Annotated in this window: 23 protein-coding genes and 4 tRNA genes; 13 read left to right on the top strand and 14 right to left on the bottom strand. The window is 61.4% G+C overall.

All coding sequences use genetic code 11. The annotated features are described in order from the left end of the window. Positions 1-10 precede the first annotated feature (10 nt). Genes GGI48_RS24015 through GGI48_RS23995 form a run of 5 tightly spaced genes read left to right on the top strand, consistent with a single transcriptional unit; the run spans position 11 to position 4126 of the window. Positions 11-817: an alkaline phosphatase family protein gene (locus tag GGI48_RS24015; RefSeq protein WP_179600346.1), complete on the top strand. Its 807-nt coding sequence runs from the start codon at positions 11-13 to the stop codon at positions 815-817. Then, on the top strand, positions 814-1659 hold the full coding sequence (locus tag GGI48_RS24010; protein WP_047305597.1) for an ABC transporter permease: 846 nt from the start codon (positions 814-816) through the stop codon (positions 1657-1659). Before GGI48_RS24015 ends, GGI48_RS24010 begins: the two co-directional genes overlap by 4 nt. Continuing rightward, positions 1646-2446: an ABC transporter permease gene (locus GGI48_RS24005; protein WP_016963883.1), complete on the top strand. Its 801-nt coding sequence runs from the start codon at positions 1646-1648 to the stop codon at positions 2444-2446. Before GGI48_RS24010 ends, GGI48_RS24005 begins: the two co-directional genes overlap by 14 nt. Further along, positions 2443-3432 carry an ABC transporter ATP-binding protein gene (locus GGI48_RS24000; protein ID WP_179600344.1) on the top strand — a complete coding sequence of 330 codons (990 nt, stop codon included), beginning with the start codon at positions 2443-2445 and terminating at the stop codon, positions 3430-3432. Before GGI48_RS24005 ends, GGI48_RS24000 begins: the two co-directional genes overlap by 4 nt. A gap of 40 nt (positions 3433-3472) precedes the next feature. Then, positions 3473-4126 (top strand): HAD family phosphatase, encoded by a 654-nt coding sequence (locus GGI48_RS23995; RefSeq protein ID WP_179600342.1) that lies wholly within the window; start codon positions 3473-3475, stop codon positions 4124-4126. A gap of 92 nt (positions 4127-4218) precedes the next feature. Here the strand turns inward: GGI48_RS23995 and GGI48_RS23990 are convergent, their stop codons facing one another. Then, complete coding sequence (locus GGI48_RS23990) at positions 4219-5181, bottom strand: NAD(P)H-quinone oxidoreductase (protein ID WP_016963886.1); 963 nt, start codon at positions 5179-5181, stop codon at positions 4219-4221. Between the two features lie 138 nt (positions 5182-5319). On the opposite strand from GGI48_RS23990, the gene GGI48_RS23985 reads away from it, so the two are divergent. Then, on the top strand, positions 5320-7404 hold the full coding sequence (locus GGI48_RS23985; protein ID WP_179600340.1) for a carboxy terminal-processing peptidase: 2085 nt from the start codon (positions 5320-5322) through the stop codon (positions 7402-7404). A gap of 134 nt (positions 7405-7538) precedes the next feature. Beyond that, positions 7539-9365, top strand: a complete 1827-nt coding sequence (locus tag GGI48_RS23980) for a bifunctional diguanylate cyclase/phosphodiesterase (RefSeq protein ID WP_016963887.1) — start codon at positions 7539-7541, stop codon at positions 9363-9365. Here the strand turns inward: GGI48_RS23980 and GGI48_RS23975 are convergent. From GGI48_RS23975 to GGI48_RS23955, 5 genes are all read right to left on the bottom strand, one after another. Beyond that, positions 9316-9732, bottom strand: a complete 417-nt coding sequence (locus GGI48_RS23975; RefSeq protein WP_080963127.1) for a hypothetical protein — start codon at positions 9730-9732, stop codon at positions 9316-9318. The two genes, GGI48_RS23980 and GGI48_RS23975, sit on opposite strands and share 50 nt — an antisense overlap. After that, entirely contained in the window at positions 9733-10104 is a 372-nt protein-coding gene (locus tag GGI48_RS23970) for a hypothetical protein (protein ID WP_003179080.1), read from the bottom strand. It abuts the gene before it with no gap. Further along, positions 10101-10442: a multiprotein-bridging factor 1 family protein gene (locus GGI48_RS23965; RefSeq protein ID WP_179600338.1), complete on the bottom strand. Its 342-nt coding sequence runs from the start codon at positions 10440-10442 to the stop codon at positions 10101-10103. Before GGI48_RS23965 ends, GGI48_RS23970 begins: the two co-directional genes overlap by 4 nt. A 113-nt stretch (positions 10443-10555) precedes the next feature. Continuing rightward, on the bottom strand, positions 10556-11011 hold the full coding sequence (locus GGI48_RS23960) for a YkvA family protein (RefSeq protein WP_179600336.1): 456 nt from the start codon (positions 11009-11011) through the stop codon (positions 10556-10558). A 292-nt stretch (positions 11012-11303) separates the two neighbouring features. Then, positions 11304-12017: an FKBP-type peptidyl-prolyl cis-trans isomerase gene (locus GGI48_RS23955; protein ID WP_179600334.1), complete on the bottom strand. Its 714-nt coding sequence runs from the start codon at positions 12015-12017 to the stop codon at positions 11304-11306. A gap of 269 nt (positions 12018-12286) precedes the next feature. Here GGI48_RS23955 and GGI48_RS23950 point away from each other — a divergent pair, with 269 nt between their 5' ends. Next, positions 12287-14095, top strand: a complete 1809-nt coding sequence (locus GGI48_RS23950; RefSeq protein ID WP_179600332.1) for a di-heme-cytochrome C peroxidase — start codon at positions 12287-12289, stop codon at positions 14093-14095. After that, a complete protein-coding gene (locus GGI48_RS23945) occupies positions 14092-15261 on the top strand; it encodes a catalase family protein (RefSeq protein ID WP_179600330.1) in 1170 nt (389 codons plus the stop codon). Before GGI48_RS23950 ends, GGI48_RS23945 begins: the two co-directional genes overlap by 4 nt. A 139-nt stretch (positions 15262-15400) precedes the next feature. Here the strand turns inward: GGI48_RS23945 and GGI48_RS23940 are convergent. The 4 genes from GGI48_RS23940 to GGI48_RS23925 all read right to left on the bottom strand — a co-directional run bounded on the left by GGI48_RS23940 (position 15401) and on the right by GGI48_RS23925 (position 15932). Further along, positions 15401-15477: transfer RNA gene (locus tag GGI48_RS23940), tRNA-Asp, on the bottom strand. Between the two features lie 19 nt (positions 15478-15496). Next, positions 15497-15572 (bottom strand) — tRNA-Val (locus GGI48_RS23935). A 188-nt stretch (positions 15573-15760) separates the two neighbouring features. Next, positions 15761-15837, bottom strand: a tRNA-Asp gene (locus GGI48_RS23930). 19 nt (positions 15838-15856) lie between these two features. After that, a tRNA-Val gene (locus tag GGI48_RS23925) sits at positions 15857-15932 on the bottom strand. Positions 15933-16092: 160 nt separating this feature from the next. Here GGI48_RS23925 and rdgC point away from each other — a divergent pair. From rdgC to sugE, 3 genes are all read left to right on the top strand, one after another. Next, positions 16093-17013, top strand: coding sequence for a recombination-associated protein RdgC (gene rdgC, locus GGI48_RS23920; protein ID WP_016967448.1), 921 nt, complete (start codon positions 16093-16095; stop codon positions 17011-17013). Positions 17014-17088: 75 nt separating this feature from the next. Beyond that, complete coding sequence (locus GGI48_RS23915) at positions 17089-18060, top strand: bile acid:sodium symporter family protein (protein ID WP_179600328.1); 972 nt, start codon at positions 17089-17091, stop codon at positions 18058-18060. Positions 18061-18172: 112 nt separating this feature from the next. Then, positions 18173-18490 (top strand): quaternary ammonium compound efflux SMR transporter SugE, encoded by a 318-nt coding sequence (sugE, locus tag GGI48_RS23910; RefSeq protein WP_047305603.1) that lies wholly within the window; start codon positions 18173-18175, stop codon positions 18488-18490. Positions 18491-18552: 62 nt separating this feature from the next. Here the strand turns inward: sugE and GGI48_RS23905 are convergent, their stop codons facing one another. The 4 genes from GGI48_RS23905 to GGI48_RS23890 all read right to left on the bottom strand — a co-directional run bounded on the left by GGI48_RS23905 (position 18553) and on the right by GGI48_RS23890 (position 23545). Then, positions 18553-20427, bottom strand: coding sequence for an MFS transporter (locus tag GGI48_RS23905; RefSeq protein ID WP_179600326.1), 1875 nt, complete (start codon positions 20425-20427; stop codon positions 18553-18555). Positions 20428-20510: 83 nt separating this feature from the next. Continuing rightward, positions 20511-21662 carry a TDT family transporter gene (locus GGI48_RS23900; protein WP_179600324.1) on the bottom strand — a complete coding sequence of 384 codons (1152 nt, stop codon included), beginning with the start codon at positions 21660-21662 and terminating at the stop codon, positions 20511-20513. A gap of 106 nt (positions 21663-21768) precedes the next feature. Then, entirely contained in the window at positions 21769-22080 is a 312-nt protein-coding gene (locus GGI48_RS23895; RefSeq protein WP_103741781.1) for a cupin domain-containing protein, read from the bottom strand. A gap of 262 nt (positions 22081-22342) precedes the next feature. Continuing rightward, positions 22343-23545 carry an MFS transporter gene (locus tag GGI48_RS23890; protein WP_179600322.1) on the bottom strand — a complete coding sequence of 401 codons (1203 nt, stop codon included), beginning with the start codon at positions 23543-23545 and terminating at the stop codon, positions 22343-22345. A 92-nt stretch (positions 23546-23637) separates the two neighbouring features. On the opposite strand from GGI48_RS23890, the gene GGI48_RS23885 reads away from it, so the two are divergent. After that, the gene (locus GGI48_RS23885; protein WP_103741779.1) at positions 23638-24183 is read left to right on the top strand and encodes a TetR/AcrR family transcriptional regulator; all 546 of its coding nucleotides are present in this window, start codon (positions 23638-23640) and stop codon (positions 24181-24183) included. Positions 24184-24257 lie beyond the last annotated feature (74 nt).

Genomic DNA, 24257 nt, shown 5'->3' with positions numbered 1-24257 from the left:
TTCCCCGTTCATGAAGCACAACGTCATCCTTGTGGTGCTCGACGGCCTCAACCACGAAGTAGCCCGCCACGCCATGGGGCACTTGCAGGCCTACGTCGGCGCAGGCCGCGCCGCCCTGTACAAGTTGCAATGCGAGTTGCCAGCCCTGTCCCGGCCCCTGTACGAATGCATCCTCACCGGTGTGGCACCGATCGACAGCGGCATCGTGCACAACCAGGTGTCGCGCCTGTCCACCCAGCGCAGCCTGTTCCACTACGCCCGCGATGCTGGCCTGATCACCGCTGCCGCGGCCTATCACTGGGTCAGCGAGCTGTACAACCGCTCGCCGTTCAACGCTCCGCGGGACCGCCATACCGCCAACCCGGACCTGCCGATCCAGTACGGCCACTTCTACTGGAACGACCACTACCCCGACTCCCACCTGTTCGCCGATGCGGAGCACCTGCGGCTGCGCTACCAACCGAACCTGCTCCTGGTGCACCCGATGAACATCGACGATGCCGGGCACAAGCACGGCCTGGACAGTTCGCAGTACCGCAACAGCGCGCGCTCGGCGGACATCATCCTCGCCGACTACCTGCAAGGCTGGCTCGACGCCGGCTATCAGGTGCTGGTGACGGCTGACCACGGCATGAACAACGACCGCTCGCACAACGGCCTGCTGGCCGAGGAGCGGGAAGTCCCGCTGTTCGTGCTCGGCGATGCCTTCAGTCTCGATCCGGGTGCCATGCCGAAACAGACCGATCTGTGCGGCACGGTCTGCCAACTGCTGGGCGTGGCCCATGACAAACCTTTCTGCCGGGAGCTGTTGCAGTGAATTCAGTCACCCGCGGCAAATGGCTGGCGGCCCTGTGCCTGGTGCCCTTTGCCCTGTTTTTCATCGTGTTCCAGATCGCCCCGCTGGTGTGGGTGCTGATCAACAGCCTGCAGTCGGAAGAGTTCGGCTGGGGCCTGGCCAACTTCAGCAAGATCTTCAGTTCGAAGTTCTACCTGCAGGCCATTCAATACAGCCTGGAGATCAGTTTCTGGTCCAGCGTGTTCGGCATCATCATTGCGGTGCTGGGCAGTTACTCCTTGCGCCGGGTGGACTCCAAGCTGCGCAACTTCGTCAACGCCTTCGCCAACATGACCAGCAACTTCGCCGGCGTACCCCTGGCCTTTGCCTTCATCATCCTCCTGGGCTTCAACGGCACCATCACCATCATGCTCAAGCAGTCGGGGATCATTCAGGACTTCAACCTGTACTCCAAGACCGGGCTGATCATTCTCTACACCTACTTCCAGATTCCCCTGGGGGTGCTGTTGCTGTACCCGGCCTTCGATGCCCTGCGCGAAGACTGGCGTGAATCCGCCGCGCTGCTGGGAGCCAACGGCTGGCAGTTCTGGCGCCATATCGGCCTGCCGGTGCTGACCCCGGCATTGCTCGGCACCTTCGTCATCCTGCTGGCCAATGCCCTGGGCGCCTATGCCACGGTCTACGCCTTGACCACCGGCAACTTCAACGTGTTGCCGATCCGCATTGCCGCCATGGTTTCCGGGGACATCTCCCTTGACCCGAACATGGCCAGCGCCCTGGCCGTGGTGCTGGTGGCCCTGATGACCCTGGTGACCATCGTCCATCAGCTGCTGCTGAAGAGGAGCTACCATGTCTCGCGCTGAACCCGGCTCAGCCGCGCTCTACCACCGGGTGGTGGTCTACCTGTTGTTCGCCATCCTGCTGCTGCCGCTGCTGGGGACCTTTGTCTATTCCATCGCCAGCAGTTGGTCGGCCACCATCCTGCCCAGCGGCTTGACCTTCAAGTGGTACCTGCAGCTGTGGAGCGACCCGCGCTTTCTCAATGCCTTCGGCCAGTCGCTGCTGGTCTGCGTCGGCGCGCTGGTGCTGTCGGTGGTGCTGATCCTGCCGTTGCTGTTCGTGGTGCACTACCACTTCCCCAGGCTCGATGCGCTGATGAACATCCTGATCCTGCTGCCCTTCGCGGTGCCGCCGGTGGTGTCTTCGGTGGGCCTGCTGCAACTCTATGGCTCGGGCCCCTTGGCCATGGTCGGCACGCCCTGGATCCTCATCGGCTGCTACTTCACCGTGGCGCTGCCGTTCATGTACCGGGCCATCACCAACAATTTGCAGGCGATCAACCTGCGCGACCTGATGGACGCCGCCCAACTGCTCGGCGCCAGCACCTGGCAGGCGGCCTTCCTGGTGGTCCTGCCGAACCTGCGCAAGGGCCTGATGGTGGCGCTGTTGCTGTCGTTTTCGTTCCTGTTCGGCGAGTTCGTGTTCGCCAACATCCTGGTGGGCACCCGCTATGAAACCCTGCAGGTCTACCTGAACAACATGCGCAACAGCAGCGGCCACTTCACCAGCGCCCTGGTGATTTCCTACTTCTTCTTTGTGCTGGTTCTGACCTGGGCCGCCAACATCTTGAACAAGGACAAAAGCCAATGAGCTTCGTCAGCGTCCAACACCTGCAAAAGCACTACGCCGGCACCACGGTGTTCAGCGACATCAATTGCGAGATCCAGAAAGGTGAGTTCGTCACCCTGCTGGGCCCGTCCGGCTGCGGCAAGTCCACCCTGCTGCGCTGCATCGCCGGGCTGACCTCGGTGGACGGCGGCAAGATCCTCCTCGATGGCCAGGACATCGTGCCCCTGAGCCCGCAGAAACGCGGGATCGGCATGGTGTTCCAGAGCTATGCGCTGTTTCCCAATATGACGGTGGAACAGAACGTCGCCTTCGGCCTGCGCATGCAGAAGGTCAACGCCGACGACAGCCGCAAGCGCGTGCAGGAGGCCCTGCAATTGGTGGAGCTCAACGACTACGCCAGCCGCTACCCGCACCAGCTATCCGGCGGCCAGTGCCAGCGCGTGGCCCTGGCACGCTCCCTGGTGACCCGGCCGCGCCTGCTGTTGCTGGACGAACCGCTGTCGGCCCTGGATGCGCGGATCCGCAAGCACCTGCGCGAACAGATCCGCAATATCCAGCGGGAACTGGGCTTGACGACCATCTTCGTCACCCATGACCAGGAAGAAGCGCTGACCATGTCCGACCGGATCTTCCTGATGAACCAGGGCAAGATCGTCCAGAGCGGCGACGCCGAAACCCTCTACACCGCACCGGTGGATGCCTTCGCTGCGGGCTTTATCGGCAACTACAACCTGCTGTCCGCCGAGAGCGCCAGCAAGCTGCTGCAACGGCCGGTCAGCGGGCGCATCGCCATTCGTCCGGAAGCCATCGAGCTGCGCAAGGAGGGGCAACTGGAGGCCCTGGTACGCAGCCACAGCCTGTTGGGCAATGTGATCCGTTATCGGATCGAAGCCCGTGGCGTGGAACTGGTGGTGGATGTACTCAATCGTTCGGCCGATGACCTTCATGCAGACGGCCAGCGTCTGGCATTGAGCATCGATCCGACAGCCCTGTGTGAGGTAGCCTGATGGCATTCACGCAATTGATCCTCAAGAGAGAGCGGCACTGATGGCCTTGGCAATTTTTGATCTGGACGAAACCCTGATTCACGGCGACTGCGCCACCCTCTGGAGCGAACAGATGGGCCGCCTGGGCTGGGTCGACAGCGAGTCGTTCATGCGTCGCAACCATGAACTGATGGACGCCTATAGCCACGGCAAGCTGGCCATGGAGGAGTTCATGGACTTCAGCCTGGAGCCCATGACCGGACGTACCCCGGAAGAAGTCGCGCACCTGGTCGAGCCCTGGGTCGAAGAGGTGATCGAGCCGATCATCTTCAGTGATGCCTGCAAGGCCATTGCCGCCCATCGCCAGGCCGGCGACCGGATCCTGGTGATCTCGGCCTCGGGCACCCATCTGGTGAAACCGATTGCGGCCCGCCTGGGCATCGACGAAGTGCTAGGCATCGAGCTGGAGGTGCAGCATGGGGTCTACAGCGGCCGCACCGTTGGCACCCTGACCTACCGTGAAGGCAAGATCACCCGTCTGCTGGAATGGCTGGATGCCGAGGAAGAAAACCTGGAGGGCGCGACCTTCTACTCCGACTCGCGCAACGACCTGCCGTTGCTGTTGCGAGTGGATCATCCGCGGGTGGTGAACCCCGACCAGGTATTGCGTGAGCACGCAGAAAAGGCCGGCTGGCTGATCCACCACTGGAAGTGACCCGCCCCCGAGAACCCCGGAGCTGGCTTGTGTAGAAGCTGGCTTGCCAGCGAACTGAATCCCCTTCGCCGGCAGGTCAGCTTCTACAGGGCTCAGTTCAGGCTGGGGTCGATCACCAGCACCAGCTTGCCCGACACCTGATTGGTCGCCAGCTCGGCAAAGGCGGCTTCTGCGTCCTGAATCGGGAAGGTCTTGGCCAACTGCGGGCTCAGACGTCCTTCAGTGAACAGCGGCCAGACATTCTGCCCGAGGTCGCTCAGCAGGTCGGCCTTGAACTGTTCATTGCGGCTGCGCAGGGTCGAGCCCAGCAACTGGATGCGTTTGGCCAGCACCTGGGCCAGGTCCAGCTGCGCTTCGCGCCCGCCCATCAAGCCAATCAATACCCAGCGCCCATCCACGGCCAGCAACTTGAGGTTGTTGGCCGCGTAATTGGCGCCTACCGGATCAAGGACGACGTCGAACGGGCCAAAGTCCCGCAGCGCTTCCAGGCCATCGGTACGCACCACGCCGCCCTGGGCGCCCAGGCTTTCGCAATAGGCCAGGCGATCGGCGGAACCGACACTGACCCAGCACGGATTGCCGAACGCCTTGCACAGTTGAATGGCGGCCGAGCCGACACCACTGGCCCCGGCGTGCAACAGCACCTTCTCCCCGGGCTTGAGCGCCGCCAGTTGGAACAGGTTGAGCCAGGCCGTGGCATAGACCTCGGGCAACGCCGCCGCCTCGACCAGGGACAGCCCTTCCGGCACCGGCAGCACATGGCGTGCATCCACCACCACTTCCTCAGCCATGCCGCCCCCGGCCAGCAGCGCGCAGACACGATCGCCGACCTGCCAGGACGAACCCGGGCCCACTTCGCTGATAATCCCGGAGCATTCCAAGCCCAAAATCGGGCTGGCCCCCGGAGGCGGCGGATAGAGTCCGGCTCGCTGCAGCAGATCGGCACGATTGAGCCCCGCGGCCGCCACCCGAATGCGAACTTGCCCTACATCACAGGCAGGACTTGGCTCTTCAACCCACTCCACATGACCTTCAACGCCTTGCAATGCTTTCACAGTGCCTCCATAGTGAGTCTGGACTGAGCCCGGAGCGGTAGCACCGGGCTTTTTGCATTATGCGACCGGCCTTTATGGAACCGGCGACTTCAAAGACGGCCTAATATGCGTTATCAATTGCCCCCGCGTCGAATCAGCATGAAGCATTTGTTCCCCAGCACCGCCCTCGCCCTTTTCATTGGTTTCGGCTTACTGCCGATGTCGACCAATACGTTCGCAGCCAATAGCTGGGACAACCTTCAGCCCGATCGCGATGAGGTAATTGCCAGCCTCAATGTTGTAGAACTGCTCAAACGCCACCATTACAGCAAACCGCCGCTGGACGATGCGCGCTCGGTGATCATCTATGACAGCTACCTGAAGCTGCTGGATCCCTCGCGCAGCTACTTTCTGGCCAGCGATATTGCGGAATTCGACAAATGGAAAACCCAGTTTGACGACTTCCTCAAGAGCGGCGACCTGAACGCCGGGTTCACCATCTACAAGCGTTATCTGGACCGGGTCAAAGCGCGTCTGGACTTCGCCCTGGCCGAACTCAACAAGGGCGTCGACAAGATCGACTTCACCACCAAGGAAACCTTGCTGATCGATCGCAAGGATGCTCCTTGGCTCAAGACCACCGCAGAACTCGACGACCTGTGGCGCAAACGCGTCAAGGACGAAGTGCTGCGGATGAAGATCGCCGGCAAGGATCCCAAGCAGATCCAGGAAACCCTGACCAAGCGCTACAAGAACCAACTGGCGCGCCTGGACCAGACCCGGGCCGAAGATATCTTCCAGGCCTACATCAACACCTTCGCCATGTCCTACGACCCGCACACCAATTATCTGTCGCCGGATAACGCGGAAAACTTCGACATCAACATGAGCCTGTCGCTGGAAGGCATCGGCGCCGTGTTGCAGAGCGACAACGACCAAGTCAAGGTCGTGCGCCTGGTGCCAGCAGGCCCGGCGGACAAGACCAAACAAGTAGCCCCCGCGGACAAGATCATCGGCGTTGCCCAGGGCGACAAGGAAATGGTCGACGTGGTGGGCTGGCGCCTGGACGAAGTGGTCAAGCTGATCCGCGGGCCGAAAGGCACCCTGGTGCGCCTGGAAGTGATTCCGGCGAGCAATGCGCCAAACGACCAGACCAGCAAGATCGTGCCCATCACCCGCGAAGCGGTGAAGCTCGAAGACCAGGCGGTGAAGAAGTCGATCCTCAACCTCAAGCAGGACGGCAAGGACTACAAGCTCGGGGTGATCGAGATCCCGGCCTTCTACCTGGACTTCAAGGCGTTCCGCGCCGGTGATCCAGACTACAAGAGCACCACCCGCGACGTGAAGAAACTGCTGACCGAGTTGCAGAAAGACAAGGTCGACGGTGTGGTCATCGACCTGCGCAACAACGGTGGCGGCTCTCTGCAGGAAGCCACCGAACTGACCAGCCTGTTCATCGACAAGGGCCCGACCGTACTGGTCCGCAACGCCGATGGCCGCGTCGATGTGCTGGAAGACGAAAACCCCGGCGCCTTCTACAAAGGCCCGATGGCGCTGTTGGTCAACCGCCTCTCGGCTTCGGCTTCGGAGATTTTCGCCGGCGCCATGCAGGACTATCACCGCGCGCTGATCATCGGTGGCCAGACCTTCGGCAAAGGCACGGTGCAGACCATTCAGCCACTGAACCACGGCGAGCTGAAGCTGACCCTGGCCAAGTTCTACCGGGTTTCCGGACAGAGCACCCAGCATCAGGGCGTACTGCCGGATATCGCCTATCCGTCAATCATCGACACCAAGGAAATCGGCGAGAGCGCCCTGCCTGAAGCCATGCCATGGGACACCATTCGCCCGGCCATCAAGCCCGCCGTCGACCCGTTCAAACCGTTCCTGGCCCAGCTCAAGGCCGAACACGAAAGCCGTTCGGCGAAAGATCCGGAGTTCGTGTTCATCCGCGACAAACTGGCCCTGGCACAGAAACTGATGGCGGAAAAGACCGTCAGCCTCAACGAAGCCGAGCGTCGCGCACAACATGCCGATATCGAAGCCAAGCAACTGGCCCTGGAAAACGCCCGTCGCAAGGCCAAGGGCGAAGAGCCGCTCAAAGAGCTGAAGAAAGAGGACGAAGACGCGCTGGCTGCTGCCGAGCCGGACAAGACCAAGCCGGAAGATGACGCCTACCTGAGTGAAACCGGGCGCATTCTGCTGGACTATCTGAAGCTCAACACCTCGGTGGCCAAACACTGAAGATGATGGCAATTTAATTCGATCGCTCCCCGGATCGTCATTAAACAGTCATCATTCTGTCGTGAAATAAAGGACCGGGCGCCGCTCTTGAACTGGAGCGGCGCCCGGTCCTTTTTTTATCGACAGAGACCGCCATGACCACGACCGAACAGCTCAGTGCATTGAGTTCAATCCTGGCTCAAAGCGGTTTGCACAGCCTGTTCCAACCGATCATCAGCCTTTCCGAGCGGCGCATCCTGGGTTACGAGGCCCTGAGTCGCGGCCCCTCCAACAGCCCCCTGCACTCCCCAGTCGCCCTGTTCGCGGTGGCGCGCCAGGCCGGCCGCCTGAGCGAACTGGAGATCGCCTGCCGCCACAGCGCCTGCAAACGCTTCAGCGAGCAGCAACTGCCCGGCAAACTGTTTCTCAACGTCTCCCCCGAATCCCTGCTGGAAGCGGCCCACCAGCCCGGACGCACCCTGCAGCTGCTGCAGGACTTCGGCATCCCGCCAAGCCAGGTGGTGATCGAACTCACCGAACAGACGCCCATCGACGACTTTCAGCTGCTGCAGAATGCTCTGCATCACTACCGCGACATGGGGTTTTCCATCGCCCTGGACGACCTTGGCGCCGGCTATTCAAGCCTGCGTCTGTGGTCCGAGTTGCGACCGGATTACGTGAAGATCGATCGACACTTCATCGATGGCATCCATCAGGACGCGCTCAAACGCGAGTTTGTCGGTTCGATCCTGCAGATCGCCAAGGCCTCCCGCGCCCAGGTCATCGCCGAAGGCATCGAGATGCTCGAAGAACTGGCGGTGCTCACCGAAATGGGGGTCGATCTGGTCCAGGGCTACTTGCTGTGCCGACCGCAGGAGCAGCCGCCCCGCGATGCGCGGACCATGATGCCCAAACACGACAACACCAGCGTGGCGCTCAACGATGAAGGCAGCGACCTCAGCGCCCTGCTCAACGAGCAACCGGCGGTCGCTCGCAATACCCCAACGGCCAACGTCCTGGAAGCCTTTCGCCGGCAAGCCAACCTCAATTCCCTGGCGGTTCTTGACGAGCAGGGCCAGCCCTGCGGGATCGTTCATCGCCACTCGCTCTCGGACGCCCTGCTTAAACCCTTCGCCACCGACCTGTTTGCCCGCAAGCCCATCAGTCGCCTGATGAACGACGATTTCCTCGCCGTCGAACTCAGCCAATCGCTGCAACAGGTCAGCCGCCTGATCACCAGTCGCGCGCGGCAACGCATCGAGGAAGACTTCATCATCACCCTCAACGGCCAGTACTTGGGACTGGGGCGGGTCATCGACGTACTCAAGCTGATCACCGAGCTGAAAATCCAGCAGGCGCGCTACGCCAACCCGCTGACCCTGCTGCCGGGCAACGTCCCCATCCAGCAGTGCCTGACGCGCTTGCTGCAGCAGGGGCGGGAATCGGTGATCTGCTACGTGGACATCGACAGCTTCAAGCCCTTCAACGATATCTACGGCTACGGCCGTGGCGATGAAGTGCTGCTGTGCCTGGCTCAGTGCCTGAATGATCGGGTCGATCCCAGCCGCGACTTTGTCGGGCATATCGGCGGCGATGATTTCTTGCTGGTGCTGGGCCCGGAGGACTGGCGCAGGCGTCTGAATCAGCTGCTGGACGACTTCCACAGTCAGTGCCGGCGCTTCTATCGCAGCGAACACCTGGAAGCCGGCTGTTTTGTAGCGCCCAACCGCCAGGGCGTGCGCCAGGAGTTTCCCCTGTTATCGCTGTCCATCGGCGTGGTGCATCTGTATTCAGAGGCCTGTGGACAACTGGACTCCAGTCAGCTGGCGGAACTGGCCTCCCAGGCCAAGCATCACGCCAAGAACGTCCAGGGCTACAGCATCCACGTGATCGACAGCCTGGAAGCCGCAGCCAGCCTGGGAGCCCATCCTCTCAAAGAGCCGCTGCGGGATCAGCCGATTGATCGAGCTGCATCAGTTTGAGCTCCGCGAGAGGATGACCGGCCTGCGCCGAGAGCCGCCACCAACGGGCAGCCTCGGCCGCATCGGGAGCCTTGCTGGGCGAGCCGGCAAGGCTGATCACACCGAGCTGATAGGCCGCTTTGCCATCACCCGCCAATGCCGCCAGACGCAACAGGCGCTGACCTTCCTCACGCGCGCCAAGCCCTTGCCCGCGAAAGGTCAGGATGTGCCCATAGAAACTCTGCGCACCGACATTACCCAGATTGGCCATGCGTGCGAATTGCCCTTCCATCCAACGCCAGATACGGGGTTGACGGATAAACCAGGGCCAATGGAACAAGCGGCGCGCCAGCCAATAACCGAGTCGCGCCTTGAGTGGCAGGAACATTCACGCCTCCGCTGATTCGGGGTACTCGTACTCGAACACGCGCACCACTTCCGAAGCGTGCCAGGAAGCGGCAGCCACTCCATCGGAAGGCCCGGAAAAACGCCCCAGGCGCTCAACACATTCGAAGAATCCGGTACGCGGCAAACGACTGGCTCCCTGGCTGATCACCAACGAGCTGCGCAGTGGCTGTTCGGCGCGGGCATCCAGGGCCGCCAGGTGCTCCAGGGCGGCCGTCAAGGTCTGCATCGCCGGGCTGGGCAGTTGCAATCGCTCCAGCAGCGCACGATAGGTTAAAAGGTGACGTTGACGACGGGCTTGATCCAGCTCACCCAACAGCCCATCCCAGTGCTGACGACTGATCCTTACACTCACGATTGCTCCCTCCACCCCGGCACCGTCAATTCCCAGGCCAGGCTGCGGCGAATCGCAGCGTCGGGTTGACGCTCGCCACTTTCAATCAGGGCCAGGTAAGACGGGCTGATACCTACTTTGCGGGCCAGCGCCTCGATGGCGATGCCCTTCCCTTCGCGCAGATTGCGTAGTTGATCCAGCCCCGGAAGACTCTGGGCCGGCGGCGCTGCCTGAGACGTAGCGCCAGCTTGCGATAGTGGTTCGGTGAGGCCTGCGGCTGTCAATAAAGCTTGATACTGAGCCCACGGCAGAACCGCGTATTCGGGCTCGCCATCGCGTTCAATAATCTGAATATCCATTACTACCCCGTAGGACAACGACACTTATCGAGTCGGACTTTTCCTTTGAAGTGTAATCCTAACAGCGGCTGCGGTCGCGGGGAGCATGATTGTTGTGGGAGCAGGTGAATGCCCTAGTTTTTCTGCGGCCCCTCTAGCAGCAATTGCTCAGGGGTAGCCGGCAGCCGCTCGACTAGCGCCAGTTTTTCCGGGCGCTGACGGCCACGCCAAGCGCGGAAGGCGCTGAGTTCGTCATCCAGGGTCTTCATCAGCCAGGCCAGCACGGCAATGTCGTCGAGCATGCCGAACACCGGAATGAAATCCGGAATCGCATCCACCGGACTGAGGAAATACATCAGCCCCGCCACCACCGACAGCAAGGACTTGGAGCTGATGGCTCGATATTCGCCTCGCCAGTAAGCCAGACACAACGCCTGGAGCAGGCGCAGGTCCTCCTTGACCTTGCCCAAGCGCCCTCCCTGAAGGGCCCCCTTGCTGGCGACAGCAAACAATAGCGTCGGCAACCGACCACGGCTCAGCAACCGACCCGCCAAAGGCAGGAAGCGAGCAAAGTTCCAGGGTGCTTTCATCATCACTCCCACTGAAATGTTATCCACACAAATTGTGGATAACCTTGTGAACAGAGCTATTTTTCACGGCTGAAAGCCCCGTTTCACAAGGGCTGAGCTCAGATCGGGCGTTTTTTACTCACATAAAAAAACCCATAATTTCATTGACTTGGCAGCCTTCAACGACTAGCCGCAACTGACACCCTGTTCTGACCGCAGACCATGCCGCTGGTTCGCATTGATTGCCAGATGCGCCTTGCAGAAACGACAACGCCCCGTAAAAACGGGGCGTCGCTTCAGGCGCAAAGACAGGTTACTTGGCGGCGTCCTGCTTGGCTGGATCCTTGATCCCCAGCAGTTCCAACTCGAATACCAGCACCGAGTTGGCCGGGATCGACGGGCTTGGGCTTTGTGCGCCGTAAGCCAGATCGCTAGGGATATACAACTTGTACTTCTCACCCACGTGCATCAGTTGCAGACCTTCAACCCAACCCGGGATCACGCCGCTGACCGGCAGGTCGATCGGGCTGCCACGCTCTACCGAGCTGTCGAACACGGTGCCGTTGGTCAAAGTACCGGTGTAGTGAACGGTCACCACGTCAGTCGGCTTTGGCTGAGCGCCGTCGGCCTTCTTCAACACTTCGTACTGCAGGCCGGAAGCGGTGGTGGTCACACCGGCTTTCTTGCCGTTCTCTTCGAGGAATTTTTTGCCGGCAGCCGCCGACTCTTCGCTCATCTTGGCCATGCGCTCTTCGGCACGCTTTTGCAGCGCGGCAAAGGCTTCGACCAGTTCTTCGTCCTTCAGCTTCTGTTCTTTCTTGCCGACGGCATCTTCGATGCCCTGGGCGACGGCTTTGGAATCCAGGTCATCCATGCCTTCCTGAGCCAGGCTCTTGCCCATGTTCAGGCCGATACCGTAGGAAGCTTTTTGCGCCGGGGTTTTCAGCTCTATGCTGGTCTGCGAATCACAACCCGCAAGTACCAGGCTAACCAGGGCCACCGCCGCCGCCAACCGATGCTGTTTCATGCTATTTCCTTGTTCATGCGCCTAAAGGGCAATCGAATAAAGCCGCGAGCTTATCAGGCGACCACGACCAATGGCTACCGGCGTAAGAGTAGTAAATGTCCGATAAGTTCACGTCTTTAAACACGTTTTTGTGCTGTGAGGAACGCCCCGCCCAGGCGGCTGAATGAGGCGCTGGAACGAGCGCGAATAACCATAGCGCAAGTAATGGCTACTTGCCGCGTCAGAGGAGCTCAGGCATAAGGAAACGAAATTCGACAAGGAAGTACATCTTGCGCCTCATCTACCGTGTTTTGCTGTTGATTGCCGTGCTGATCGGCATTGTCCTGGCTGTGGTCCTGTACTACATCGCCAACCCGAAACTTCCTGACTATGTACCCGTTGAACAGGTGCATTACCTGGATCAATGGGATGCCAGCGACCGCCAGACCTACTATTTCACGCCCCAGGGCACTCAGGTCAAAGGCCTGCGCTATGAATGGTTTGTTGCTCTGGAACTGCCCTTCTCCGAACAGCCCTTTGCCGCACCCGAGTACTTGGCCCGCTTCGGTTTCCTAGTGGAGCCAGGACAGAAAGCCACGGCGCAAAACCCTGGCAATCTGCCTGTCGGGTTCGCCCGTCATCAGAATCCGGGCAGCTCAGAGCAATACCTGGACATCACTTGCGCCGCCTGCCACACCGGCGAACTGCGCTTCAACCATCAAGCCCTGCGTATCGACGGTGGCTCGGCACAGCATGTTCTGCCATCCAGCGTACCAACCCTGCGCGGCGGCAGTTTCGGCCAGGCCCTGGTCGCCAGCCTGGCCTCCACTTATTACAACCCGTGGAAATTCGAGCGTTTTGCACGCAAGGTGCTGGGCGCGGATTACGACGCGAAACACGACCAGCTGCGCCACGACTTCAAGGTCTCGCTGGACAACTTCCTGCGGGTGGCCTGGAACGACACCCATCGCGGCCTCTACCCCACCGAAGAAGGTCCGGGCCGTACAGATGCCTTTGGCCGCATCGCCAACGCCAGCTTCGGCGATGCCATATCTGCGGATAACTACCGGATCGCCAACGCCCCGGTCGATTACCCGCAACTGTGGGATATCTGGACCTTCGACTGGGTCCAGTGGAACGGGTCGGCGCAGCAGCCCATGGCACGCAATATCGGCGAAGCCCTGGGAGTCGGCGCTACGCTGAACCTGTTCGATGCCGCCGGCCAGCCTCTCACTGGCGACGCTCGCTACCCCTCCAGCGTGCGCGTTCGCGATCTCAACCATATAGAAGAGACCTTGCAACGCCTGAAGCCGCCCATCTGGCCGGAGGCGCTGCTGGGTACTGTCGACAAGCCGCTGGCCGCCAAGGGCCGCGACTTGTTTGCCAACCACTGCGCGAGCTGCCATGTGCCCACGGTCAGCGAAAGCAATGGCCGTCCCGTACAACAGTTGAAAATGCTTCCGATAGCGGTGATCGGCACCGACCCGAACTCCGCCAGCAATATCGCCGACCTGCGCTATGACCTCAGCGCCCTGCAGTGGGATACCGCCGAGCTGGCAAAATCCAATGTCGAGCTGCACCCGACGCCCACCGAACCGCTGGACCTGCGTCAACTCTCGGCGGCCAAGGGCCTGGCCTACATCACCGCTTTCGTCGAAGAACGCGCTTACCGTGACGCCAAGGTCAGCCCTGAGGAGCGCCCACGACTGGACGGCTACGGCCTGCCAATCGGGGTACGCGAGCTGCGCGCCTACAAGGCCCGGCCACTGGCCGGGGTCTGGGCAACCCCGCCCTACCTGCACAACGGCTCGGTACCCAACCTGTATCAACTGCTGTCTCCGCAATCGGAGCGCTCGACGACCTTCTATCGCGGCACCTTCGAGTACGACCCCAAACACCTGGGCTACCGTCCGGAAGCCTTCAAGAACGGCTTTGAATTCGATACCCGCATCAGCGGCAACCACAACAGCGGTCACGAATTCCGCGCAGGCCAGCGCGGCAACGGGGTTATCGGCCCGCTGCTGCAGCCTGAGGAGCGCTGGGCATTGCTGGAATACCTGAAAGTGCTGGGCGGACCGCTGGAGTCACAACTGCCATGAAACTCGATCTCGCAAGAAAACGACCGTCGCTGCTGGCCAGGCTCTGGCTGCGCCTGGGCTCATTGCTGGGCAAGACGCTGGTACTGCTGCTGGTCATGGACCTTCTGGCCTGGGCGCTGTCCAGCGCCTGGTTCGCCTGGCAGCACCGCGGCCCGGTGGCGGCACAGGAGCAGATTCCCGCCGATGAGGCCGCACGCACCCAGGACATCATCCAGACCGCCGTGCGCATCGTCGACCAGCACCGGGAAGGCACCCGCTACCTGCGCGATGCCCATGCCAAGGCCCATGGCTGCGTGAAAGCCGAGGTCCAGGTACTCGAGGACTTGAGTCCGGAGCTGCGCCAGGGCGTGTTCGCCAGTCCCGGCCAGACCTGGCAAGCGACGGTGCGCTTGTCCAATGGCAATGCCTATCCGCAGTTCGACCGCATTCGCGACGCCCGCGGCATGGCAATCAAACTGCTGGATGTACCAGGGCAACAGCTGATACCCGCGGAATCGGCGCGACGCGAACAGGATTTCGTGATGTTCAACCATCCGAACTTCTTCGTCAGCGACGTGGCCGAGTACCAGCAGAACATCGCGGCCCAGGCGGACGGTAAGAAAGTCGGGGCCTTCTTTCCTGGCTGGGATCCTCGCCATTGGCAGATCCGCCATCTGTTCATTGCCCTGGCCACACTGTCACCGGCACCGGCCAGCCCGACCCAGAGCACTTACTTCTCGGTTTCGCCCTATAAGTTCGGCAATGCCAATGCCAAGTTCCGGGCCATGCCGGACCCTGGCAGCTGCCCGGCCTACAGCCTGCCGGCGCAGAATCAGGACCTGCCCAACTTCCTGCGCAGCGCCCTGACCCAACAACTGTCCACCGATCGGGTTCCGGCCTGCTTCGTCCTGCAGATCCAGCGTCAGAACCCGAGCCGGTTCATGCCGATCGAAGACACCAGCATCGAATGGAAGGAAAGCGACGCCCCCTTCGAAACCGTGGCCCGCCTGACCATTCCCGCCCAGGATTTCGACACCCCGGCGCAGAACCTGGCCTGCGACAACCAATCCTTCAACCCCTGGTTCGGCATCGAAGCCCATCGCCCCATCGGCGGCATCAACCGCTTGCGCAAGGCGGTGTACGAAGCTGTCAGCGACTATCGGCACAGTCGAAACGCCGAGCCGTAAGCCATAAACAAGAAAAGCGGCCCGTGGGCCGCTTTTTTTCGTAAAGGATCTGAGCCAAACCAAATCCCAGACAGCAAAAAGCCCGCGTTAGCGGGCTCTCTGTGGTGACCTGGCGTTCAGTGTTCCAGGTTACCGAATATGGCGCAGCGGACGGGACTCGAACCCGCGACCCCCGGCGTGACAGGCCGGTATTCTAACCGACTGAACTACCGCTGCGCGTAGCGTTGAAAGTAAGTGGTGGGTGATGACGGGATCGAACCGCCGACATTCTGCTTGTAAGGCAGACGCTCTCCCAGCTGAGCTAATCACCCTTTACCTTCGTTGCGGGGCGCATTATGCCACAGAAATTCTTAAAGTGTTGATTTAATTGATAAATTTATCAAAAAAAATCTGAATTTCCATTATTTGCCGCACGACCCGCTAACTCTTTACAGCAAAAAGCCCGCGTTAGCGGGCTTCCTGTGGTGACCTGGCGTTCAGTGTTCCAGGTTACCGAATATGGCGCAGCGGACGGGACTCGAACCCGCGACCCCCGGCGTGACAGGCCGGTATTCTAACCGACTGAACTACCGCTGCGCGTAACACTGAATGCGAATGGTGGGTGATGACGGGATCGAACCGCCGACATTCTGCTTGTAAGGCAGACGCTCTCCCAGCTGAGCTAATCACCCTTCACGTTCGGTGTGGCGCGCATTCTACGGAGCAGTCCGTACTCTGGCAAGCACTTTTTATAATAATTTTTTCAGGCCTTCCAAAGGCTTAGCGAAGGGTTGGCCTGAGCAGCAGCGAAGAGAATAATGCCCTCCTTTGTATAAAGGAGAGATTCACCCCATGTGGTTCAAAAACCTGCTGATCTATCGCCTGACCCAAGATCTGCCTTTTGATGCTGAGGCGCTGGAAACTGCACTGGCGACCAAACTGGCGCGCCCCTGTGCAAGCCAGGAGTTGACCACTTACGGTTTCGTCGCCCCTTTCGGCAAAGGTGAAGACGCCCCGCTGGTTCACGTCAGCCAGGACTTCATGCTGGTGGCCGCACGCAAGGAAGAACGCATCCTGCCCGGCAGCGTGGTGCGCGACGCGGTGAAGGAAAAGGTCGAAGAGATCGAAGCCGAACAGATGCGCAAGGTCTACAAGAAGGAGCGCGACCAGATCAAGGATGAAATCATCCAGGCCTTCCTGCCCCGTGCCTTTATCCGTCGCTCCTCGACGTTCGCCGCCATCGCCCCGAAACAGGGCCTGATCCTGGTCAACTCGGCCAGCCCGAAACGCGCCGAAGACCTGCTCTCCACCCTGCGCGAAGTCCTCGGCACCCTGCCAGTACGTCCGCTGACCGTGAAGATCGCCCCGAGCGCAATCATGACCGACTGGGTCAAGACCCAGAAAGCCGCCGACGACTTCTTCGTGCTCGACGAATGCGAGTTGCGCGACACCCACGAGGACGGTGGCATCGTGCGCTGCAAGCGCCAGGACCTGACCGGCGAGGAAATCCAGCTACACCTGAGCACCGGTAAAGTGGTCACTCAACTGTCCCTGGCCTGGCAGGACAAGCTGTCCTTCATGCTCGACGACAAGATGGTGGTCAAGCGCCTGAAGTTCGAAGACCTGCTGCAGGACCAGGCGGAACAGGACGGCGGCGATGAAGCCCTCGGCCAGCAGGACGCCAGCTTCACCCTGATGATGCTGACCTTCGGCGACTTCCTGCCGGCGCTGTTCGAAGCCCTGGGCGGCGAGGAGATTCCGCAAGGCATCTGACGCTTTGCCCGGAAAGCCGCACCGCACTAGACGCCACCGCCTTCGGTGGCGTTTTCACATAACAAGGAACAGGTCATGCGCGCACTGGCTGCACTGAGCCGCTTTGTCGGCAACACCTTCGCTTACTGGGTACTGATCTTCGCCGTCCTGGCATTCTTCCAGCCCGGCTGGTTCATCGGCCTCAAGGGCGCCATCGTGCCGCTGCTGGGCCTGGCGATGTTCGGCATGGGACTGACCCTGAAGCTTGAAGACTTCGCTGAAGTGGCGCGTCATCCCTGGCGTGTGGCCCTGGGGGTGGTGGCGCATTTCGTGATCATGCCGGGCGTGGCCTGGGTGCTCTGCCAGGTCTTTCACCTGCCACCGGAAATCGCCGTCGGGGTGATTCTCGTCGGCTGCTGCCCAAGCGGCACCTCGTCCAACGTCATGACCTGGTTAGCCCGCGGCGACCTGGCACTGTCAGTGGCGATTGCCGCGGTGACCACCCTGCTCGCCCCGCTGTTGACCCCTGCGCTGATCTGGCTGCTGGCCTCGGCCTGGCTGCCGGTGTCCTTCATGGAGCTGTTCTGGTCGATCCTGCAGGTGGTGCTGCTACCGATCGCGCTCGGCGTCCTGGCCCAACGCCTGCTGGGCCATCGGGTTCAACACGCGGTGGAGGTGCTGCCGCTGGTTTCGGTGGTGAGCATCGTCATCATCGTCACCGCCGTGGTGGCGGCCAGCCAAGGGAAAATCGCCGAATCCGGGCTGCTGATCATGGCGGTGGTGATGCTGCACAACAGCTTCGGCTACTTGCTGGGCTATTTCACCGGCCGGGTCTTCAAACTGCCCCTGGCACAGCGCAAATCCCTGGCACTGGAGGTCGGCATGCAGAATTCCGGCCTGGGGGCAGCCCTGGCCAGCGCCCATTTTTCGCCCCTGGCGGCGGTGCCCAGTGCCTTGTTCAGCGTCTGGCACAATATTTCCGGGGCGCTGCTTTCGACCTACTTGCGCCGCATGAACGACGAAAACGAGCAAAAACTGGAAACACAACAGCCGAGCGACCGAGCTTAAAAACTGATCACCCAAGCAGAGTTGGGCAGTATACTGCGCAGCGCGAGGACGACCTCGCCACTCGATCGGGTGATCAATTCTGGGGACGACCCCATCCACCGATGAGGTCAGCATGTCCTGGATCATTTTGTTGTTTGCCGGTTTGTTCGAAGTAGGCTGGGCCGTCGGCCTGAAGTACACCGACGGCTTCAGCCGTCCGCTGCCCACCGCCCTGACCATCCTCGCCATGGTCATCAGCCTGGGCCTGCTCGGCTTGGCCATGAAGGAACTGCCTCTGGGCACCGCCTACGCCATCTGGACCGGAGTCGGTGCCATCGGCACGGTGATTGCCGGGATCATCCTGTTCGGCGAATCCATGGCCCTGGTGCGCCTGGCCAGCGTGGCGCTGATCATCGCCGGCCTGGTGGGCTTGAAAGTCAGCGCCAGCTGACCGCCACCGCGCAGCAATGAAAACGCCCGCAGCAATGCGGGCGTTTTTGTATCCGGCCGAGGCTAGCGCCGTGGGCCGCGCAACTGCGCCACCAAGGTCTGCAAGTACGCCGGCTCCGCCGTTTCCACCGCCACTGCCGGCCCGGCCACCAGGGTCACTCGCGACCAGATGCGATGAAAGAAGCCCTTGCTCGGATCGCGGCTGAAGAAGCTGCCCCACAAGCCTTGCAGGGCCATGGGAATCACCGGCACCGGGGTTTCTTCGAGAATCCGTGTCAGCCCGCCCTTGAACTCATTGATCTCGCCATCGGCCGTCAGCTTGCCCTCGGGGAAAATGCACACCAACTCACCATCGCGCAGGTACTGGGCAATCCGTTTGAAGGCCTTTTCGTAGATGTCCAGGTCCTCATGCCGTGCAGCGATAGGAATGGTCCCGGCGGTGCGGAAGATAAAGTTCAGCACGGGCAGGTTGTAGATCTTGTAATACATCACGAAGCGAATCGGCCGACGCACCGCGCCGCCAATCAACAAGGCATCGACGAACGACACGTGGTTGCACACCAACAAGGCCGCCCCCTCATCGGGGATCTGCTCCAGATTGCGATGCTCGACGCGGTACATGGAATGGCTGAGCAGCCAGATCATGAAGCGCACGCTGAATTCCGGCACCACTTTGAAGATGTAGACGTTGACCGCGATATTGAGCAGCGACACCACCAGGAACAGATGAGGAATGGTCAGCTCGACCATGCTCAGCATGACGATGGAAACCAGCGCCGACACCACCATGAACAGCGCATTGAGAATGTTGTTGGCGGCGATCACCCGAGCCCGTTCGTTCTCCGGGGTGCGCGACTGGATCAGCGCGTACAGCGGCACTATATAGAAGCCACCGAACACCCCCAGACCCAGAACGTCGAACAGTACCCACCAGGCGTGGGCAAAGCCCAGGACTTCGAGCCAGCCATGTCCGCTGGCACTCTGCGCAATACCGCCGGAATGCCACCACAGCAACAGGCCGAACACGGTCAGGCCAAAGGAGCCGAACGGCACCAGACCGATCTCGACCTTGCGCCCCGAAAGCTTCTCGCACAGCATCGAACCCACCGCGATACCCACCGAAAACACGGTGAGAATCAGGGTCACCACCGTCTCGTCACCGTGCATCCACTCCTTGGCATAGGCCGGGATCTGGGTCAGGTAGATCGCCCCGACAAACCAGAACCAGGAATTGCCGACAATGGAGCGCGACACAGCCGGCGTCTGCCCCAGGCCCAGGCGCAGAGTGGCCCAGGACTGGCTGAAGATGTTCCAGTTCAAGCGCAGGTCCGGGGTCGCAGCGGCCGCCCGGGGAATGGCCCGGCTGGCCAGGTAGCCCAGCACCGCGACCCCGATCATGGCACTGGAGACAATCGGCGCGTAATGCGCCGAGGACATCATGATCCCGGCGCCGATGGTGCCTGCCAGGATCGCCAGAAAAGTGCCCATTTCCACCAGGCCGTTGCCGCCCACCAGTTCCTCCTCGTGCAGGGCCTGGGGCAGGATCGAGTACTTCACCGGACCGAACAGCGCCGAGTGAGTGCCCATGGCGAACAGCGCCACCAGCATCAGCGACAGGTGATCGAAGGCAAAGCCCACCGCCCCCACCACCATGATCGCGATCTCCCCCAGCTTGATCAGGCGGATCAACGCATCCTTGGCGAACTTTTCGCCAAACTGCCCGGCCAGGGCAGAAAACAGAAAGAACGGCAGGATGAACAGCAAGGCACAGAGGTTGACCCAGATCGAGCGATCCCCCTCGATGCTCAGCTTGTAGAGAATGGCCAGGATCAGCGACTGCTTGAAGATGTTGTCGTTGAACGCACCGAGGGATTGCGTGATGAAAAACGGCAGGAACCGCCGCTTGCGGAGCAAGGTGAACTGCGAAGGGTGACTCATCGTCCATGTCCCTGAGTGGCGTGGATACTGTTATTGGAATGTCGAATATCGATCCAGGCCACAACCTTACCTATCTTTAGCGATTATTTCCGTAACCCCGCTATGCACGGCGAGACAAACAACTCGCCTTTATAAGCCCCCTGCAGCGTGCGCTTGGCCACGATCAGCCACATCACCGCCAGCGCCACCACCAGCACCGCGCCAAACACGCTGAAAAAGCCCAGGTGCAAGGTGCTGCCCAGTTTCAGAGTGGCCAGCGAATACACCCCCAACGGGAAGGTGAAGCCCCACCAGCCGAGGTTGAAGGGAATGCCCTCGCGCAGGTAACGGCGGGTGATCAGCACGGCCATCAACATCCACCACAGGCCGAAACCCCATAAGGTCAGGCCCGCCACCAGCCCCAGGCCGGCGGCAATCTCGCCGACGCCGGGCAGGCCATTGGCAGCAAAGATCGCCGGCGCATCGCTTCCCAGTACCAGCATGCCCAAAGCGCCGGTGCCGATCGGGCCCAAGGCCAGCCAGCTGGAGGCGGCCATGCTTTCGTGGGGCAATTTGTGCAAGGCCATGCGCAGCAGCAGGATGGTCAGGATGCTGAAGGCCACCGGCAGCGAAAAGGCCCACAACACGTAGCTGGTACTGAGCATCACCAGCTGGGCATGGGCATCCGCCAGGTGCGGCGCCAGCAACCCACCGCTGGCCGCCGCCACTTCGGCCGCCACCACCGGCAGCAACCACACGGCGGTCATCTGATCGATGCTGTGCTCCTGCCGGGTGAACATCATGTAGGGGATCAACACCCCGCAAGCCAGGGACATGGCCACGTCCAGCCACCACAACCCTTGCGCCAGATGCACCGCCGCCTCACCCCAGCGCGGCATGCCGAACAGCAGCAAGCCATTGATGAGGGTCGCCAGCCCCATGGGGATGGTGCCGAAAAACATCGATACCGTTGAATGGGCAAAGATCCGCCGTGCCTCATCGAAGAACAGCACCCAGCGCGCGGTGTACATCGCGGTAAAGAGTAAAAACAGAATGATGGTCAACCACCAGAAGCCTTCGGCCACCTGATGCAGGCCCGGTACCGGGGCCGGCCATTGGGCCAGCGCCAGGGCCAGAACCCCGGTGCCCATGGTGGCCGCGAACCAGTTGGGCGTGAACTGACGAATGGCTTCGCGCGGGTGTTGCAGATGACTCAAGGGCCGGCGGCCGGTTTTGATGCTGTGGGTGCATGGCATGGCGTGTCTCCTGTCCTCTGATGAGGTGGAGTCCATGGTAGAACCGAATCGAATATCTATATAACGGGTAATTTCTCTATCTGTTATCTATTTAGTAGATATAAGGCTAGACGCTGCCCGCGGATTCGATCACTAGCACCCTGGCAACCCCCTGAGGATGAGCCACATGCTCGGTCCCCAGATCGGCATAAAAAATGTCGCCCACCTCCAGCAGTACCGAATGCTCGACCCCTTCAAGGCGATAGTGCATCTGCACCTGGCCACCCAGCACCACGAACACCTCCTGCCCGTCATTGACGTGCCATCGGTAAGGCTGGTCAGTCCAGTGCAGGCGCGTGGTGATGCCGTTCATGTTGGCGATGTCCAGGGCGGCCCAGGCCCGCTCGCCGGTAAAGTCAGCGCTGCGAATGACCTTCATGCCCGCCTCCCTGGCCCCAAGGAGGCTGAGCTCCTCGCGTGGCGGCCCGTTATCGGTGTGGGGGAATTGAAACACCACTGACGTGGCCGCCGATCGAACAAAAGATGATCAGACACAGGGAACATGAGGCACTCCATGGCAGCGAAACAGGCGCCCATAGTGAAGACGCGCGGCGCTTTCGCCAACCGGCAGGCATGCACTCAGTCGCCAGAGCAATCCGGCCCATGGACCACGACCCACCGCCGGGCAATCAAGCACCTGCTCAGGCTCCCGGCGCCGCACAGGACGGCAGGGGACGCCGCACCAGCACCAGAAGCGCGCCGAGGGACAACAGGATCAGCAGCGCACCGTAACCATCGGTAGTGGCAATCAGACCGAAGCGACGGGTCAGATTCCCCGCCAGCAAGGCCGGCAAGCAGAACGCCAGATAACTCAAGACATAAAACGCCGACATCAGGCCCGCACGCTCATGGGGTAGTGCCAACGGCACCACACTGCGCAACGCGCCAAGAAAACCCGCACCAAAGCCACTGCCCAGCACCAGGGTGCCGACGAAAAACACTGTCAGACTGGCGCTGTGCACGGCGCCGAGCAGCAGCATCACCCCCAGCGCCAGCAACCCGGCCCCCAAGCGCAGGACCTTGTCGGCCGGACGCTGGCGCAGGGAAAAGATCATCAGCGCGCCACTGAGGGTCAGTACCGCCACCAGGCCGCCACCGATCAGGTTCGAAGTGGAGCCGGTGGCGGCGCGAACCAGCGACGGCGCCAGCGACAGATAGAAGCCCCCCACCGCCCACACCGCCACATCCACCGGCAACGCCAGCCATAACGCCCGCCGTGCTTGCGGCGGCACATGCAGCGTGGGCTTCAGGGACGCCCAGGCACCGGGTTGCGGGCTGACACTTTCCGGCAAGCGCCAGACATACAGCGCCTGAACACCGAACACCCCCAACAGCAGCCAGTAACTGAGCTGCAGCGGCAGGGGGGCGAACTCCACCAGCAGGCTGGCCCCCATGGCGCCGCAAGCCATGCCCAGCAGAGGCGCGACACTGTTGACCAACGGGCCCTGCCGACGATCGACATCCAGCAGCGCGGCGCCGAGCACGCTGGTGGCCATGCCGGTGGCAAAGCCCTGCATCACGCGCGCGGCAAGCAACCATTGCACCCCGCTTTCATTGATGAACAGCAACATCGCCACGCAATTGAGCAGCAGGGCGACAAAAATCACCGGCCGACGCCCCAGGTAGTCCGACAGCGAGCCCACGGTCAGCAAGGCCGCCAGCAGGCTCAGGGCGTAGACCCCGAACACCAGGGTCAACACCGCCGGAGAAAAATGCAGGGACTCCTGATACAGGTGATACAGCGGTGTCGGCACGCTGGACGCCGCCAGGAAACTCAGCAGGGTAACGGCCAGAAACACCAGACTGCGACGGCTGGACCCACAAGCATTAATTGCACCGGACATGAGCACGCTCCACTAAAGCTAATATTTTGCTTTTGCGCAGTGTGCTGCCGGCATGGGCTTAAAGCAAATTCTTTGTGTTAAGGTTCGACCCCATGGCCATCAAAGAAGCTTTACGCCCCGGCGGCCGCAGCGCCCGGGTTCAGGAATCGATCCATACGGCAGTCCGCGAACTCCTTGAAGAACAGGAGCGCTCGACCCTGACCGTGCCGCAGATTGCCACCCGCGCCGGCGTCACGCCTTCGACCATCTATCGGCGCTGGGGCGACCTTTCGGCGTTGCTGGCCGATGTCGCCCTGGCGCGCATGCGCCCGGACAGCGAACCGGCGAACACCGGCAGCCTGCGGGGCGACCTGCGCGCCTGGGCCGAGCAGTACCTGGATGAAATGAGCTCGGAACCCGGGCGCAACATGATGCGCGACGTGCAGAGCAGCGCCACGCCAGGCTATTGCGTGACCATCCTCAGCGCTCAATTGCAGACGATCCTCGAGCGCTATCAGGACAGCGAGGCACGCCTGCCGGACATCGACCGCCTACTGAACCTGATGGTGGCTCCTACGGTGTTCCGCATCCTGTTCTCCGCCACCCCGCTATCGGTGCCGGAACTGCACGCCCTGATCGAGCTCGCCCTCCTGCCCTAGCCTGTTGCAAAGGCAGCTCGGCCCTGCGACATCAGACCGCGCTGATACCTTGGTCGACACTGACGCCAACGACA

Origin of the sequence: Pseudomonas protegens (genome assembly GCF_013407925.2) — a bacterium.
Classification (GTDB): Bacteria; Pseudomonadota; Gammaproteobacteria; order Pseudomonadales; family Pseudomonadaceae; genus Aquipseudomonas; species Aquipseudomonas fluorescens_AP.
Note: the sequence above shows the minus strand (reverse complement) of the source record. Positions and strands in the feature narration are given on the sequence as shown.

Coding starts and splice junctions, on each gene's coding strand:
- GGI48_RS24015 (WP_179600346.1), top strand. CDS start 11: ATGAAGCACAACGTCATCCTTGTGGTGCTCGACGGCCTCAACCACGAA.
- GGI48_RS24005 (WP_016963883.1), top strand. CDS start 1,646: ATGTCTCGCGCTGAACCCGGCTCAGCCGCGCTCTACCACCGGGTGGTG.
- GGI48_RS24000 (WP_179600344.1), top strand. CDS start 2,443: ATGAGCTTCGTCAGCGTCCAACACCTGCAAAAGCACTACGCCGGCACC.
- GGI48_RS23995 (WP_179600342.1), top strand. CDS start 3,473: ATGGCCTTGGCAATTTTTGATCTGGACGAAACCCTGATTCACGGCGAC.
- GGI48_RS23985 (WP_179600340.1), top strand. CDS start 5,320: ATGAAGCATTTGTTCCCCAGCACCGCCCTCGCCCTTTTCATTGGTTTC.
- GGI48_RS23980 (WP_016963887.1), top strand. CDS start 7,539: ATGACCACGACCGAACAGCTCAGTGCATTGAGTTCAATCCTGGCTCAA.
- GGI48_RS23975 (WP_080963127.1), bottom strand. CDS start 9,732: ATGTTCCTGCCACTCAAGGCGCGACTCGGTTATTGGCTGGCGCGCCGC.
- GGI48_RS23965 (WP_179600338.1), bottom strand. CDS start 10,442: ATGGATATTCAGATTATTGAACGCGATGGCGAGCCCGAATACGCGGTT.
- GGI48_RS23960 (WP_179600336.1), bottom strand. CDS start 11,011: ATGAAAGCACCCTGGAACTTTGCTCGCTTCCTGCCTTTGGCGGGTCGG.
- GGI48_RS23955 (WP_179600334.1), bottom strand. CDS start 12,017: ATGAAACAGCATCGGTTGGCGGCGGCGGTGGCCCTGGTTAGCCTGGTA.
- GGI48_RS23945 (WP_179600330.1), top strand. CDS start 14,092: ATGAAACTCGATCTCGCAAGAAAACGACCGTCGCTGCTGGCCAGGCTC.
- rdgC (WP_016967448.1), top strand. CDS start 16,093: ATGTGGTTCAAAAACCTGCTGATCTATCGCCTGACCCAAGATCTGCCT.
- GGI48_RS23915 (WP_179600328.1), top strand. CDS start 17,089: ATGCGCGCACTGGCTGCACTGAGCCGCTTTGTCGGCAACACCTTCGCT.
- sugE (WP_047305603.1), top strand. CDS start 18,173: ATGTCCTGGATCATTTTGTTGTTTGCCGGTTTGTTCGAAGTAGGCTGG.
- GGI48_RS23905 (WP_179600326.1), bottom strand. CDS start 20,427: ATGAGTCACCCTTCGCAGTTCACCTTGCTCCGCAAGCGGCGGTTCCTG.
- GGI48_RS23900 (WP_179600324.1), bottom strand. CDS start 21,662: ATGCCATGCACCCACAGCATCAAAACCGGCCGCCGGCCCTTGAGTCAT.
- GGI48_RS23895 (WP_103741781.1), bottom strand. CDS start 22,080: ATGAAGGTCATTCGCAGCGCTGACTTTACCGGCGAGCGGGCCTGGGCC.
- GGI48_RS23890 (WP_179600322.1), bottom strand. CDS start 23,545: ATGTCCGGTGCAATTAATGCTTGTGGGTCCAGCCGTCGCAGTCTGGTG.
- GGI48_RS23885 (WP_103741779.1), top strand. CDS start 23,638: ATGGCCATCAAAGAAGCTTTACGCCCCGGCGGCCGCAGCGCCCGGGTT.